Genomic DNA, 15061 nt, shown 5'->3' with positions numbered 1-15061 from the left:
GGAGGATATTATGGGTATAAAGAAAAGACCGCTTTTTAATGAGTTTGGAGACATTGATTTAATTAAAAGAAAAATGATAAATGGAAACACAACAAATCTAAATGATTTCAACAATATGAAGTATACTTGGGTATCTGATTGGTATAGAAATGCTATGAATAATTTTTGGATACCAGAGGAAATAAATCTTTCACAGGATTTAAAAGATTACAGTAAATTAAAGAATGAAGAAAAAGTAGCATACGATAAGATATTATCATTTTTAATATTTTTAGATTCTATTCAAACTGCAAATCTAGGAAATATTAATAACTACATTACAGCATCAGAAGTTAATCTTTGCTTAACTATTCAGGCTTTTCAAGAGGCTGTTCATTCTCAAAGCTATAGTTACATGCTAGATACTATTTGTTCCCCTGATAAAAGAAATGAAATTTTATATCAGTGGAAGGATGATTCACTTTTACTTGAGAGAAATAAATTTATAGGAGACCTTTATAATAATTTTCAAAATAACCCTACAAAACTTAATTTCTTAAAAACTCTTATGGCTAACTATATACTAGAGGGAATATATTTCTACTCTGGATTTATGTTCTTTTATAATCTTGAAAGAAATGGTAAGATGCCAGGTTCAGCGCAGGAGATAAGGTATATAAACAGAGATGAAAATACACATCTTTGGCTTTTTAGAAATATAATAAAGGAATTAATTATTGAAGAAGGGGATATGTTTACAGAAGAAGTTATAGAGCAGCTTCGAGAAATGATGAAAGAGGGAGTGGAAAATGAAATTCAATGGGGTTTCTATGTAATTGGAGATAATATACAAGGTATAAATAAAAATCTTATTGAAAATTATATTAAGTATCTAGGAAACTTAAGATTTTCTGCTTTAGGTCTTGGAAAACTTTATGAGGGCTATGATGAGAATCCAGCTCCATGGGTAGATATATTAGCAGACTCAAACTCAGTTAAAACTGATTTTTTTGAAGCAAAGCCTACGGCATACGCTAAAGCAGGTGCAATAGTAGATGATCTATAATATAATTAAGATAAAGGGAGATGTTAAAAATGGAAATAAAATTTAACGGTCAAAATTGTAATATTATATTTAGTAAATATGAAAATGGTAATACAGAATTTAAAATTTATGATGAAAATGGGAAGGCTATTCTTTCTCCAACTGTTGATATTGGCTATAAAATGAATAAAGAATATGTAACTCTAAAAAATAGAGATATGACAGATAGTTTAGGAAAGGAACTTCAAGAAGCAGGTGTTCTTTTAAAGAAAATGGACAGTGTTACCTTAGAACATAGTGGTGCATTATCCATATATATATTAACTGATAAAGCTAGGGAGAATTTATAATTCAAATTACCTAGTTTGTAATACCTATATAAAAAGTGTTATACTTATTTCTGTGGATTAAAACAAATTCTTATTTTAAAGGTGAAATAAATGGGAGTAAACAAGTTTATTTGTTATTATAGTGATCTATATAAAAACGTAAAAAAGGAAATAAGTATAAGAATTCTTGTAATTGATAATAAAGGACATATAATATTTAGAAAAAATAAAAAGATTACAGATATTGAGCATTCTTCTTTGGCAAAATATATAGCCTTTAGAGAGTTATTTTCTTCACTTTCAGAGCTTGAAAGGTCATTAAACTCCAAGGAAGAATCAAAAATTCCTATAGACATTATTAGTTTTGATAAAAAGATAGTCCCTGCGTTTATAAATTTAAATTTAGCAAAGGGTAAATTTAAAATTAGTAATATAGAAAAGTTAAGATTTATGCTTAACTCACGTACTAATTGGAGTATAAGATATGATGAAAAAAGTAAAGAGATATTTAAAAAACTCTATTCACAAAGTTTACTTGGAAAGAATGGTAAAAAGCTAAAAGGATACAAACTTCCAAGAAAAAAACAAAGAATTAGGAAAGTTCAAGATGCAATAGGCGATGGATGTGAAAGCCTAGCTTTTTTCGACGTTGAAATGAATTGTATTGATAGAAAAGATAATACATTAGGCTATTGGGAAGTAGTTTCTATTGGAGTTGTAAAGTACCATATTAAAACTAAATCAGTTCATAAGTTTTATACTGTAATAAAGCCAAAGGTACAGAGGATTTTAAGTGAAAGGTGTATTCAAATTACAGGCCTTACACAATTAGAGGTAGACATGGGAATAGATTATAAGGATGCTATGAAGAATATGCAAAGATGGCTTGGTGATGGTAAGATAGTATTTATGAGCTGGGGTAGAGAAGATATAAAAGCACTAAAAAGCAATAGTACACTAGAAGGAAATCATAATCAATTAATATACCAAATTAGAAAAAATTATGTAGATTTCCAAAAGGAGTTTAGTTATTATCACGAGGGAAGCAACCAGGTTATTTCGTTAATTAAGGCTCTATCAGTATATGAAGAGGAATTTGAAGGTGATCAGCATAATGCTTTAAATGATGCATATAACCTTTATAGGGTCTATGATAGATATAAGAAAGAAATGTATTAGAATAAAATGAGTTGTTCTGAAAAGTGTATACTTATGCAGGATAACTTTTTTTGCGAAGATTTTTAACAAAATATTACTTACATACTAAAGAAGTTTTGAATTATACTGTAATTAAAGGTAAGGGGGGTAAATATGAATACCTTTTATAAGATTATAGATACTTCATTAAAAAATAGAATTGGTAAAATTCATAATCCTTTTGATGTGAATAGAGATTTTTTTGATATAAAAAGTGAAAATGTATACTTGAAAAGAGATAATGAAACCTATGAAGGTTTTAGAGAAAGAGTAGAAGGATATCAAGAAATTGAGATAGGTATAGTTTATTTTGATATTGAAAGATATGATAACTATACTGATATGATATATTTGGATTTTTCTATATATCAAAACTTCAAATTCTCCATTCCAAGAATAGCATTGGTTTATATAGATAAAAATAATATAGAAGGTAAACTACAAAATGGAAAATATCCTTTGGTTGCAAGATTAAAAGTTTTTGATGGCAAAATTTATGGTGATATTAATAATATCTATATAAAAGAAGAAAAAGGACTTGTGAAAGTAAATACACTGGTACTTATGAAGGCAGAATACGAAACATTTGAAGAATTTGAAAAAAGAGTTAATTACACACCATATATAAATATAGGTGCGGTAAAACTTAGAGAAGATAAATATATTGAGGATGTTGAAATACTTCCTATAAAGATAGGTTTTTATAAGTGGTTTAAAATAAAAAGCGATATTGTAAAATCATTTATAAGACTAAGAAAAGAAGATATTAAAAAGTTATCAATTGAACAAAGTACTATTCCTTTATACGGTAAGGTAGCTTTGTTTGAGGGACAAGTTCAAATAGCTGATACATTTATATATATAGAAAGCATTGATAGAGTAGAGGCAATAAATATAGAAGGTATTACTTTTTCATTAGAGGATTTTGCAAGAGCAAGGGATGGAGTGGAAGAGGCTATACTTAATTTAGCAAATTTATATGATATGCAGGAAAAGTATCAATTAGCATTAAAATGGTATAATAAGGCTGTATCACTTGGGAATTTAGATGCACTAACAATGATACAAAATTACTATAATAGGGGAATGTATAGGGATAAGAATTTAAGTCCTTACTTTGATAATTATAAGAATCTTATATCAAATGGACAGGATATACCAGTTGTTCTTCTAGGAAACATGTTTAGGTTAGGTATTGGTGTGAAAAGTGATTATAAAAAAGCCATAAAGTTATATTCAAGTGTAGTAGAAGAAGATAAAGCTGCAACTAGGTATTTAGCATCTATGTATAAAAATGGATTAGGTGTAGAAAAGGATATAAAAAAGGCTATAGAATTATATGAAAAGGCAGCCAAACTTTCAGATGTAGAGTCGCAGCTTTCCTTAGGTATGATTTACGAAATAGGAATAGGATGTGAAAAGAATTTTGAAAAAGCACTAAAGTGGTATAAGCTTGCAGAAGCAGCAGGTAGTGAAGATGCTAAGAAATATATTGAAGATATTGATTTTGCTTTAAAGTCAAAGAATGTAGAAGAAGATAATTATGAAATTAAAAGTATTTTAGAGAGCTTAAATATAGAGAATATTGATGAAAGTTTATTTTAGTTTATATAGAAGGGAATAATAATATGAAGTTTGAGATTAAGCATTTTAGTGATTTAACAAGTAGTGAAGTATACAGTATAGCAAGGGTTAGAGCAAATGTTTTTATTTTAGAGCAAAATATTTTAGATGAAGAGGATTTAGATGGTATAGATTTAGATGCTTATCATGTGTTTTTAAAGGATGAAGACATAATAGCATATTGTAGGATACTAAAGCCAGGGGCAGCCTACAAAGATGCATCAATAGGAAGGGTACTTGTAGCCAAAGAGCATAGAAAAAAAGGAATTGCTGAGAAAATGATGATAGAGGCAGTAAAGTTTATATTTGAAGAAATGAATGAGAATAGTATTACAATATCTGCACAGGAATATGTCTCAAGATTATACGAATCAATTGGGTTTGTTAAAATTGGTGAAGTATATGATGAAGTAGGAATTCCCCACATAAAAATGACACTTGTTAAATAAGTTTTATAATTAATTATTGATATTTCATGATTTGGGGCATTATAAGTAAAGAGGTGATATAATGAAGAATCCAAAGCATTTAATAATTTTATCATTAGATGGACTATCTTCTAATGACTTTGAATATATTAAAAATCTCAAAGGGTTTAAATCTTTACTTGAAAGAGGTTCTTACATAGAAAATGTAGAAACAGTATATCCATCTTTAACATATCCTGTTCATGCAACAGTAGTAACTGGAAAATATCCTAAGAATCATGGCATAGTATCAAATAAGGTTTTAGATGAGGGTAACTTAGATAGAGAATGGTATTGGTACAGAAAGTATATTAGTGGAGATACGATTTACGATGCCGCAAGAAGAGATGGTTTAAAAACAGCAGCATTTTTATGGCCAGTAGCTGCAGGGGCAAAAATCAACTATAACTTACCAGAAATATGGGCAACTAAAAAATATGAAAAAGATGCATTAAAGCTTTTATTATCAGGTAGTAAGGCTTTTATGATAGATTTAGAACTGAGATTCGGTAAGCTTAGACGCGGAATAAAGCAGCCATTTCTAGATGATTTTGTATCTGCATCAGTTGCACATACTATAAAATCTAAAAGACCTAATCTAATGCTTGTACATTTTATAGATTTAGATACTCAAAGACATGATTATGGAGTAGATTCACCTGAAGCTAAAGCAGCACTTGATAGATTGGATATAAGGATTCAAAATATAATCTCTGCTTTAAAAGAAGCCTATATGTATGATGATACTGCAATTATAGCTTTTGGAGACCATAGTCAAATTGATGCTCATATAAAGATTAAGCCGAATGTACTATTTTCAGAAAATAATCTTTTAGATGTAGACTCAAAGGGATTATTTAGGAATTATAAGGCATATTTCGATAGTTGCGATGGAAGTGGATATATTTATGTTAAAGATAAGAAGAGTTTATATAATGTTAAAACTATCCTAGAAGACTTAAAGAATAAAGGAATAATTGAAAGTATTTACTCAACAGAGGAGGCAGCATTCTTAGGTGCAAATACTAATTGTAGTTTTATGATAGAAGCATCAAGGGGATATTATTTTAGTGATGAGTTTCATGGAGATTACTTAGAGTTTCTTCCACATCCAATAGGGCAGCATGGATATAGTCCACTAAAAGAGGATTATAATGCACTCTTTATTGCATCAGGAAAGGGAATTAAAAAAGGTGTAAAGCTTAAAAAAGGACACATTATTAATTATGCTAAAACATTCTCAGCTCTACTTGGATTTACCTTAAAAGAAGCAGAAGGTGATGTAATATATGAAATTATAGATATATAAAAAGGCTAAGGGATTAACCCATAGCCTTTTAACTTATTTTCTATCATTAACTATTACTTTATATGTTTGAATAATAATTGTTGGGATAAATGCTAATAGTAACATATATCCTGCTTGTTCTCCTGTTAATGCAACAGTTTCAAATATTCTCATAAATGGTGGAACACTTAAAACTATAGCAAGAAGTGCAGAACCTACAATAAATGCATACCAAGTATATTTATTTGAGAAGAACCCGATTTTAAATAAAGATTTAGTCCATCTACAGTTAAATCCATGGAAAAGTCTTGCAAGACAAAGTGTAGAAAACGCCATTGTTGAAGCAACATGTTTATCTCCACTTTTTGATCCTATATAGTACGCTATTATAGTACATACAGCAATTATAAATCCTTCTACAGCAATTGCCTTAATAATAGGTTTAGTCAAAATTGATTCATTTGATTTTCTAGGCTTTTGCTTAAGTAAATCATTTTTAGGCTTTTCAAGACCTATTGCTACTGCAGGTAAGCTATCAGTTAACAGATTAATAAATAATAGGTGTACAGGTGCAAATGGAGTAGGTAACATAGCAAGTGAAGCATATAGAACAGCAAATATACCAGCTGTGTTACCTGAAAGTAGGAACTTAATAGCATTTTGTATATTTGTGTATATGTTTCTTCCATTAGCAACTGATTTTATTATTGTAGCAAAGTTATCATCTGTTAATATCATTGAAGAAGCATCCTTAGCAACTTCAGTACCAGTTATACCCATTGATATACCAATATCAGCTTGTTTTAGTGCAGGTGCGTCATTAACACCATCTCCCGTCATAGCTACTATTTCACCAAGTTCTTGGAATGCTTTTACTATTCTTATTTTATGTTCGGGAGAAACTCTAGCATAAACAGATATATTTCGTATTCTATTTTTAAGCTCTTCATCTGACATAGAATCAAGTTCTATCCCATCTATTGCCTCATCACCATCTTCGAGTATACCAATTTCCCTAGCTATTGCTGAAGCAGTGATTTTATGGTCTCCAGTAATCATTATTGCTTTAATACCAGCAGTTTTACAATCAGAAACCGCCATCTTTGACTCTACTCTTGGTGGGTCTATCATAGAAACTAATCCAAGGAATATAAAGTCTTTTTCATCATTTGTTGAAATGTCAGTAGATGAAGACATTTCTTTATATCCAAAAGCAAGTACACGTAATCCATTTTCAGAAAAACTTTTATTAGCTTCTTCAACTTTTTCTCTGTGTTCAGATGTAAAGTCAAGTACTTCGCCTTCAATATGTATACTTTTCATTTTTGGAAGCATAACATCTACGGCGCCTTTTGTTAAAAGTAGGTGTTTATTATCAATTTTATTCAAGGTACTCATAAGTTTTCTATCAGAATCAAAAGGTATTTCTGCTATTCTTGGGAATGCATCTCTAATATCCTTAGTTTTAAGGTTTAATGTTTGAGCAAGATTCACAAGGGCAACCTCCGTAGGATCGCCTATTTCCTTACCGCCCTCAGATTCTGAATCATTACAAAGTACACTAGAGTCAATTAAGAATTTTTCAGAATGATTATTTATATTTATTTCTTCGATAGATAGCATAGTGTCATTTACATAAGCGCCTTTAACTGTCATCTTATTTTGAGTTAGGGTTCCTGTTTTATCGGAACAAATAATTGATACAGAACCTAGACCCTCAACAGCTTTAAGATTTCTTATGATTGCATTTTGTTTAGCCATTTTTTGTGTTCCTAGTGCAAGAACTATAGTAACTATAGAGCTTAAAGCCTCAGGAATAGCAGCAACTGCAAGTGCTACTGCAAACATTAAGGAATCAATTAAGGTTGATCCTCTATAAACTGTTAGGAAAAAAACAAGAATACATACTAGTATAACACCTATAGCTAACTTTTTGCCGAAATCATCAAGACTAACTTGAAGAGGAGTCTTCTTTTCCTTAGCTGTATTTAGCAGAGAAGCTATTTTGCCTATTTCAGTATTCATACCAGTTGCACATACAACAGCTGTAGCTCTTCCATATGTAACAAGTGTACCTGAAAATACCATATTTTTCTGATCTCCTAAAGGTATATTCTCATTAGATATATCATCTGATGTTTTTAATACATTTTCAGCTTCTCCTGTTAAAGAACTTTCATTTACACTAAGGGAATAGTTTTCAATTATTCTAGCATCTGCAGTAACAAAGTCTCCTGCCTCAAGCAAAAGAATATCACCTACGGCTACATCCCTTGATACTATTTCAATTTTTTCTCCGTTTCTAAGAACCTTAGCCTTAGGAGAGGAAAGGGATTTTAGTGCATCTAAGGACTTTTCTGCCTTGACATGCTGAACTGTTCCAAGTATTGCATTTAATATGAGTACAGCGAAAATAACAATTGTACTTTCTACATTTTTCATAAACATAGATATTAAGGCAGCAATTATTAGAATGATTACAGATAAGTCTTTGAACTGATCAAAAAACACCTTAATTAGGCTATCTTTTTTTGTTTCTAATAGTTCGTTATATCCATGTTTACTTATACTTGACTCTACTTGGTTTGTAGATAACCCAGTACCTTGGGATACATTGAACTCTTCTAAAACTGTTTCCTTTGATTTAAGAAAATATTTTTCCATTTTTATCTCCCTTCGTGACATAATAAAAAAAGAGACCCTTAATATAATTCCCCATTTATAAGAATTATATTAAAAGTCTCGTAACCAACAAAATTGGTATATAACACCAGATTATAAAAATCGAGATTGTTGATGTTATATTTTGAACTACTCCCCTTTAATAAATATCATCATATAAGAATTTTATTTATATGTCAATGGAATTTTTGTTAAAAGGTATCATTAATAATTAATTATAACAGATAATTATTAATTTAATTTAAAAATTAGGTATTTTAAACTAAATTTAAGAGTATTTATATAAGTATAAGTATATTTTGATAATATTTACTTAATTAGGAAGAAAATTATTTAAATATTATTTTAAATAATAAGTATATGCTATAACTCTATTTATAAGTTTAATAGCATAAGGGGGTAGCTATGAGACTAAAAATATTTAACTATGTTGATGAAGTGATAGAAATATTGGATGACCTAGGAAGTGAACTACAAGAGGCATCTTTAGATTTAGAAAATTATTTTGAAAATTTATTAATAGATGAAGATAAAGGTTTTATAAATTCAGTTTCAAGAGTAAAATCTGCTACTAGTTTAAGAGAAAAGATATTAAGAAATGAGTATTATAAAAGATATGAAAAACCCTGTGAGGTTATAGAGAATTTATCTGATTTAATTGGTGTTCGAATAGAATGTAGATTTATTGAAGATGAAAAATCAATCCATAAATTTCTTAGGAAAAAGTTAAAGTTAAATGATTCAAATGGATATTTTTATAGCAGTGATAATGAAAATGTTAAGCTCCAACTTAAAACTATACAGCCAGAGGAGCAAAAAAATGGATTTAAAATATATCGAATAGATGGAAAATACACTTATAGAAACAAGATTTTTAATTTTGAACTTCAAATAAAGTCTATTGTTAATATGTTTTGGGGAGATATTGAACATAAAATAATATATAAAAATTATAACTATATACTAAATGATAATTTTTTCAAGGAAATTATGGGATCTATAAAAAATAATCTTACTATGATTGATAATCAACTTTTAGTTATAGATAATTATTTTAATGGTGAAAACACCTCTGATATTGACACAAGACGTGAACAGATTGAATCGCTTTTGGCTAAGATTCTTTATGATGTATTTTCAACAAAGATGAAAAATAGCCTAGGATTCATTGTGGACTTTAGAAAAGCTTCCTATATAATAATAAAATATATTACTATGAAAAATAGTGTTCTGGAAGCAGATGATTATACCGAAGTACTTTTGAAAATTTTAACTAGAATAAATGAAGTTGGAAAGACGGATATATCTTTCAATAGTGAGATTATATTTGATAGAGAAATAGTTTTTGAAGATAGATTTTCAAAGATATTCGGAAATAAACTTCTTAAATCAATTAATAGTGAACTTCAATGGAATTTGTTCTTTAGGATGCTTTTTGCTATAGAGTCAAAGTCAAATGAAGAGGACTTTGAAAATTTTGTTGAGTTTATTAGAAATATGTATTTTAATAGCTATGGATTTAAGAAATTAGATGAGAAGTTTAAGAGTGCTTCTAAATATATTAAAAACGACCTTATGAAGAAAATTGCATCATGTTTTGATAAAATAGATACAATTGATTTTCTATATGAAGATAACATACTTAGGATAAATGAATGTATTGAAGAAATTTGTGATCTAATTATAAAAAATATAGATGGATATTTAAGTTTCGTTAAATATGAGGATATTTATTATGGATTGCTAGAATTCTCAATACTATCCGTATTTGGCAATAGTGTTAAAGTTCAGGATGCTATGAAATTTATTGAAGTAGTTAAAAATAAGTCTGAAAAAATAAAAGTAAGTAAAGATGTTTTAAAGTTTATTGATACATTAGAAAATTTAGAAGAAATACGTGCTGATGAGATATTAGCATTATTTAAAATGTAATTAAAGGCTAATATAGGGTGTTAATGCTCTGTATTAGCCTTTTTGTTCTACAGGGTAAGGTTCTAGTATGTTTTTAATTAACATATATATTTACTAGTATATAAAAATATATAAATAGCATATGGAGGTAGTGTAGTGAGGCAGTTATTTATTGGTATAGATATAGGATCAACTACCTTGAAAGTGGTTGCTATAAATAAAAATAAAGACATTGTTTTAAGTCAATATAAAAGACATAATTCAGATATAAAAGGATGTTTTATATCTGTTTTTAAAGATGTTTTAAATGAGGCTAAATGCGAGAATATTAGTGTTGTTTTAACAGGTTCTTCAGGTATATCAATTTCAGAATCTTTAAATCTACCATTTGTACAGGAAGTTATAGCATCAACAAAGAGTATAGAAACATTTAATAGCGAAACAGATGTAGTAATTGAACTTGGGGGAGAAGATGCAAAAATTACTTTTTTAAAAGATGGTGTAGATCAAAGAATGAATGGTACATGTGCTGGAGGAACAGGGGCATTTATAGATCAAATGGCGGTATTACTAAAAACAGATGCAAGTGGTCTTAATGAACTTGCTAAAAACTATGGAACTATCTATCCTATAGCAGCTAGATGTGGTGTTTTTGCAAAGACGGATATTCAGCCACTTTTAAATGAAGGTGCAAGAAGGGAAGATATAGCGGTATCTATATTTCAAGCTGTTGTAATCCAAACTATAAGTGGACTTGCTTGTGGAAGAAGTTTAAATGGGAAAATTGCATTTTTAGGTGGACCTTTACATTTCTTATCTGAGTTAAGAGAAAGATTTATTGATGTTTTAAGCCTAGAAAATGATCAAGTAATTTTTCCACAGAATTCTCAGCTATATGTGGCTTTAGGAGCAGCATTATATGCATTAAATGAAAAGACATATAAGATTTCTGAACTTCTTAATATTATGAATGATGTAAGCAAAATACAAGTTTCTCCATACAATTCTTTAAGGCCACTTTTTATTGATGAAAGGGAGTATGCTGAGTTTAAGGAAAGGCATAGTAAAAATAATATAGAAAAAGTAGATGATTTTAGTGGTGAATGTTTTCTAGGACTTGATGTAGGATCAACAACTACAAAAGCAGCGCTTATTGACAGTAATAATAACCTTGTTTATAGCTACTACGGAAGTAATGAGGGAAGTCCATTAGAATCATGCTTAAATGTATTAAAGGAAGTATATAAAGTAATAGATAATAAGGGGAAAATAGTAAATTCAGCAGTTACAGGTTACGGAGAAGCATTAGTAAAAGCAGGACTAGGAATAGATGTTGGTGAAATTGAGACAATCGCACACTATAGGGCAGCTAAGTTTTTTAAAGAAGATGTTGATTTTATACTTGATATTGGTGGTCAAGATATGAAATGTATGAAGATAAAAAATGGTGTTATAGAAAATATCTTATTAAACGAAGCATGTTCATCAGGATGTGGATCATTTATAGAAGGTTTTGCCATATCTCTCGGTTTAAATATTGATGAATTCGCAAAAAGTGCATATTTTTCTAAATATCCAGTTGATTTAGGATCGAGATGTACTGTCTTTATGAACTCAAAGGTTAAACAAGCTCAAAAAGAAGGAGCTGATATAGGGGATATATCTGCTGGATTATCCTATTCTGTTATTAAAAATGCTTTGTATAAAGTTATAAAAATAAGAAATGAAAATGAAATAGGGAATAGTATTGTAGTTCAAGGTGGAACATTTTATAATGATGCTGTTTTAAGAAGTCTAGAGATACTTTTAAATAAGGAAGTTATTCGACCTAATATATCAGGGATAATGGGTGCGTTTGGAGTAGCTATTATTGCAAAGGAAAAGTATAAAAAAGGGTATAAATCTAGTTTGATAAGTAAGGATGACTTGGGCAACTTTGGTTTTGAAAATAGTATATCTAGATGTGGTATGTGTAGCAACAATTGTAAGTTAAGTATAACTCAATTTACTAACAAAGAAAGATTTATATCTGGAAATAGGTGTGAAAGGCCCAGTCAAAATAATAAATCAAATGACATGCCTAATATGTATAAATATAAATATGATAGGATATTTGGATATGAATCATTAGATGACAAGGATGCTATAAGAGGGTCTATTGGTATACCTAGAGTTCTTAACATTTATGAGAACTATCCACTATGGCATGTATTTTTTAGTGAGCTTAAGTTTAAAGTTGTTTTATCTGATAAGTCCTCGAAGAAAATATATGAAAAGGGTATAGATACAATTCCATCAGAATCAGTTTGTTATCCTGGAAAACTTGTTCATGGACATATAATAGATTTAGTTGAAAAGGGTGTTAATAGGATATTTTATCCCTCAATTCCAAAGGAAAATAAGGAATATGAGGAAGCTAACAATAATTTTAATTGTCCTATTGTAGCATCTTATCCTGAGGTTATAAAAAGTAATTGTGATATTATTAGAGAAAATAATATTGAATATTTAAATCCCTTTCTACCAGTAGATGACTATACTCGTCTTAAGAAAAGATTAGTAGAAGAGTTTGTAGAACTTGGAATTGATAAAGGTGAAATTATAAAGGCTTTTAAAATAGCTGTAAAAGAATATAAGCGCCTAAAAGAGGACATTAGGAAAAAAGGAGAAGAAATATTACAATTCATAGAGGAAGAAGGAATAAAGGGTGTGGTGTTATCTGGAAGGCCATATCATATAGACCCAGAGATAAACCATGGAATACCTGAGCTTATTACTTCTTTAAATATGGCAGTTTTAACTGAAGATTCCATAGCTCATTTAGGACACACAACTAGACCTCTTAGAGTAGTTGATCAATGGGTATACCATTCAAGACTTTACTCTGCATCTAGTTTTGTAAGTTGTCGAAATGACTTAGAAATAGTTCAGCTTAATTCCTTTGGGTGTGGGCTTGATGCAGTTACAACAGACCAAGTTCAAGAGATACTAGAATCAAGTAAAAAAATATATACAATGATTAAAATTGACGAGGGTGCAAACCTTGGTGCTGTAAAAATAAGACTTAGATCTTTAAAAGCTGCTATAGAGGAGAGAGATAGATACTATATTAAGCCAGTAAAGGCAGAAGTAAATAATAAGAGAGTTGTATTTACGAAAGAAATGAAAAAGAATTATACAATATTATCTCCTCAAATGTCACCTATTCACTTTGACATATTAGAAGAAGCCTTCAAGATATCAGGATATAATTTAAAGGTGCTTCCATCAATAGATAATAATGCAGTTGAAGAGGGATTAAAATATATAAATAATGATGCATGTTATCCAGCAATATTAGCCCTTGGTCAAATTATTGAGGCTTTAAAGTCAGAGGAGTATGATAATAACAAAACAGCTGTGGCTATTACTCAAACAGGGGGAGGTTGTAGGGCAACTAACTATATAGGTTTCTTAAGAAAGGCACTTAAAGATGCTGGATATGAAAATATACCAGTTATATCTGTTAATACAATAGGAATAGAGAAAAATCCAGGATTTAAATTAACACTTCCACTTATAAATAAAGTAATTATGGCTCTTATTTATGGTGATGCATTAATGAAAGTACTATATAGAGTTAGACCCTATGAAAAGATTAAAGGTTCATCAAATGAGCTTTTTAATAAATGGAATAAAATTTTTAAAGAATCTCTATATTTTCCAAGTATAAAAAAGTTTAATATTAATTTAAGGAATATGGTTAAGGAATTTGATATTCTTGAAATAGATGAAAGAAAAAAACCTAGAGTTGGGATTGTTGGGGAGATACTTGTAAAATACCATCCTACTGCAAATAATAGCATTATAGATTTACTGGAAAATGAGGGTGTAGAAGTTGTTGTACCAGACTTAATGGACTTTTTTCTTTATTGCCTATATAATTCCAACTTTGATGAAAGATACTTAACAGGGAGTAAAAAGAATAAATTAATATCTAATTCTGTTATTAAAATTATTAATTTATATAGGAAAGAATATATAGAAGCTACAAGAAATAGTACAAGATTTACTCCTCCAAAACCTATTGATGAAATAGCAAAGGGAGCATCAAAAATCTTATCACTTGGACACAATACTGGAGAAGGATGGTTTTTAACAGGAGAAATGGTAGAACTTTTAGAGGAAGGGATTAAAAATATAGTGTGTATGCAACCATTTGCATGTTTACCTAACCATGTAACTGGTAAAGGGGTAATAAAGGAGCTTAAGAGAAATTATAAAGAGGCTAATATTATTGCAATAGATTACGATCCAGGGGCTAGTACTGTAAATCAATTAAATAGAATAAAGTTAATGTTAAATAATGCATATAGAAGTCTTAATAAGAGTGAAGAGTAAAATGCGGCAATATATATTAAAGTCATAAGATTTTTATATGCTTTTAGGAAATGAGAAGTAGGGGTACTATACTAAGGGATGATTCGCTCATCCCTTAAGTCTTTTTTTGAGAAGGAATGTATAGTGAATATATGGAATATTAATATATAAATGTTAAATA

9 protein-coding genes are annotated in these 15061 nt (G+C 29.3%); 8 read left to right on the top strand and 1 reads right to left on the bottom strand.

The window, feature by feature from the left end:
- Positions 1–10 precede the first annotated feature (10 nt).
- The 6 genes from CLCY_RS00875 (at position 11) to CLCY_RS00850 (ending at position 5949) form a co-directional block, all read left to right on the top strand.
- Entirely contained in the window at positions 11–1045 is a 1035-nt protein-coding gene (locus tag CLCY_RS00875; protein ID WP_048569252.1) for a ribonucleotide-diphosphate reductase subunit beta, read from the top strand.
- A gap of 29 nt (positions 1046–1074) precedes the next feature.
- A complete protein-coding gene (locus tag CLCY_RS00870) occupies positions 1075–1374 on the top strand; it encodes a hypothetical protein (RefSeq protein ID WP_048569251.1) in 300 nt (99 codons plus the stop codon).
- A 90-nt stretch (positions 1375–1464) separates the two neighbouring features.
- Positions 1465–2532 carry a 3'-5' exonuclease gene (locus CLCY_RS00865; protein ID WP_048569250.1) on the top strand — a complete coding sequence of 356 codons (1068 nt, stop codon included), beginning with the start codon at positions 1465–1467 and terminating at the stop codon, positions 2530–2532.
- Between the two features lie 132 nt (positions 2533–2664).
- The gene (locus CLCY_RS00860) at positions 2665–4155 is read left to right on the top strand and encodes a tetratricopeptide repeat protein (RefSeq protein ID WP_048569249.1); all 1491 of its coding nucleotides are present in this window, start codon (positions 2665–2667) and stop codon (positions 4153–4155) included.
- Positions 4156–4178: 23 nt separating this feature from the next.
- On the top strand, positions 4179–4622 hold the full coding sequence (locus CLCY_RS00855; RefSeq protein WP_048569248.1) for a GNAT family N-acetyltransferase: 444 nt from the start codon (positions 4179–4181) through the stop codon (positions 4620–4622).
- Between the two features lie 61 nt (positions 4623–4683).
- Positions 4684–5949, top strand: coding sequence for an alkaline phosphatase family protein (locus CLCY_RS00850; RefSeq protein ID WP_048569247.1), 1266 nt, complete (start codon positions 4684–4686; stop codon positions 5947–5949).
- 33 nt (positions 5950–5982) lie between these two features.
- Here CLCY_RS00850 and CLCY_RS00845 read toward each other — a convergent pair whose 3' ends face one another.
- On the bottom strand, positions 5983–8592 hold the full coding sequence (locus CLCY_RS00845; protein WP_048569246.1) for a cation-translocating P-type ATPase: 2610 nt from the start codon (positions 8590–8592) through the stop codon (positions 5983–5985).
- A 423-nt stretch (positions 8593–9015) separates the two neighbouring features.
- Between CLCY_RS00845 and CLCY_RS00840 the strand changes: the two genes are divergently transcribed.
- Both CLCY_RS00840 and CLCY_RS00835 read left to right on the top strand, forming a co-directional pair.
- Complete coding sequence (locus CLCY_RS00840) at positions 9016–10542, top strand: GTP pyrophosphokinase (protein ID WP_048569245.1); 1527 nt, start codon at positions 9016–9018, stop codon at positions 10540–10542.
- A 135-nt stretch (positions 10543–10677) separates the two neighbouring features.
- On the top strand, positions 10678–14901 hold the full coding sequence (locus CLCY_RS00835; protein WP_048569244.1) for a 2-hydroxyacyl-CoA dehydratase: 4224 nt from the start codon (positions 10678–10680) through the stop codon (positions 14899–14901).
- Positions 14902–15061 lie beyond the last annotated feature (160 nt).

Source organism: Clostridium cylindrosporum DSM 605, assembly GCF_001047375.1.
Taxonomy (GTDB): Bacteria; Bacillota; Clostridia; order Clostridiales; family Caloramatoraceae; genus Clostridium_AB; species Clostridium_AB cylindrosporum.
This window is presented reverse-complemented; position numbering and strand designations above follow the sequence as displayed.

Coding starts and splice junctions, on each gene's coding strand:
- CLCY_RS00870 (WP_048569251.1), top strand. CDS start 1,075: ATGGAAATAAAATTTAACGGTCAAAATTGTAATATTATATTTAGTAAA.
- CLCY_RS00840 (WP_048569245.1), top strand. CDS start 9,016: ATGAGACTAAAAATATTTAACTATGTTGATGAAGTGATAGAAATATTG.
- CLCY_RS00865 (WP_048569250.1), top strand. CDS start 1,465: ATGGGAGTAAACAAGTTTATTTGTTATTATAGTGATCTATATAAAAAC.
- CLCY_RS00845 (WP_048569246.1), bottom strand. CDS start 8,592: ATGGAAAAATATTTTCTTAAATCAAAGGAAACAGTTTTAGAAGAGTTC.
- CLCY_RS00855 (WP_048569248.1), top strand. CDS start 4,179: ATGAAGTTTGAGATTAAGCATTTTAGTGATTTAACAAGTAGTGAAGTA.
- CLCY_RS00860 (WP_048569249.1), top strand. CDS start 2,665: ATGAATACCTTTTATAAGATTATAGATACTTCATTAAAAAATAGAATT.
- CLCY_RS00875 (WP_048569252.1), top strand. CDS start 11: ATGGGTATAAAGAAAAGACCGCTTTTTAATGAGTTTGGAGACATTGAT.
- CLCY_RS00850 (WP_048569247.1), top strand. CDS start 4,684: ATGAAGAATCCAAAGCATTTAATAATTTTATCATTAGATGGACTATCT.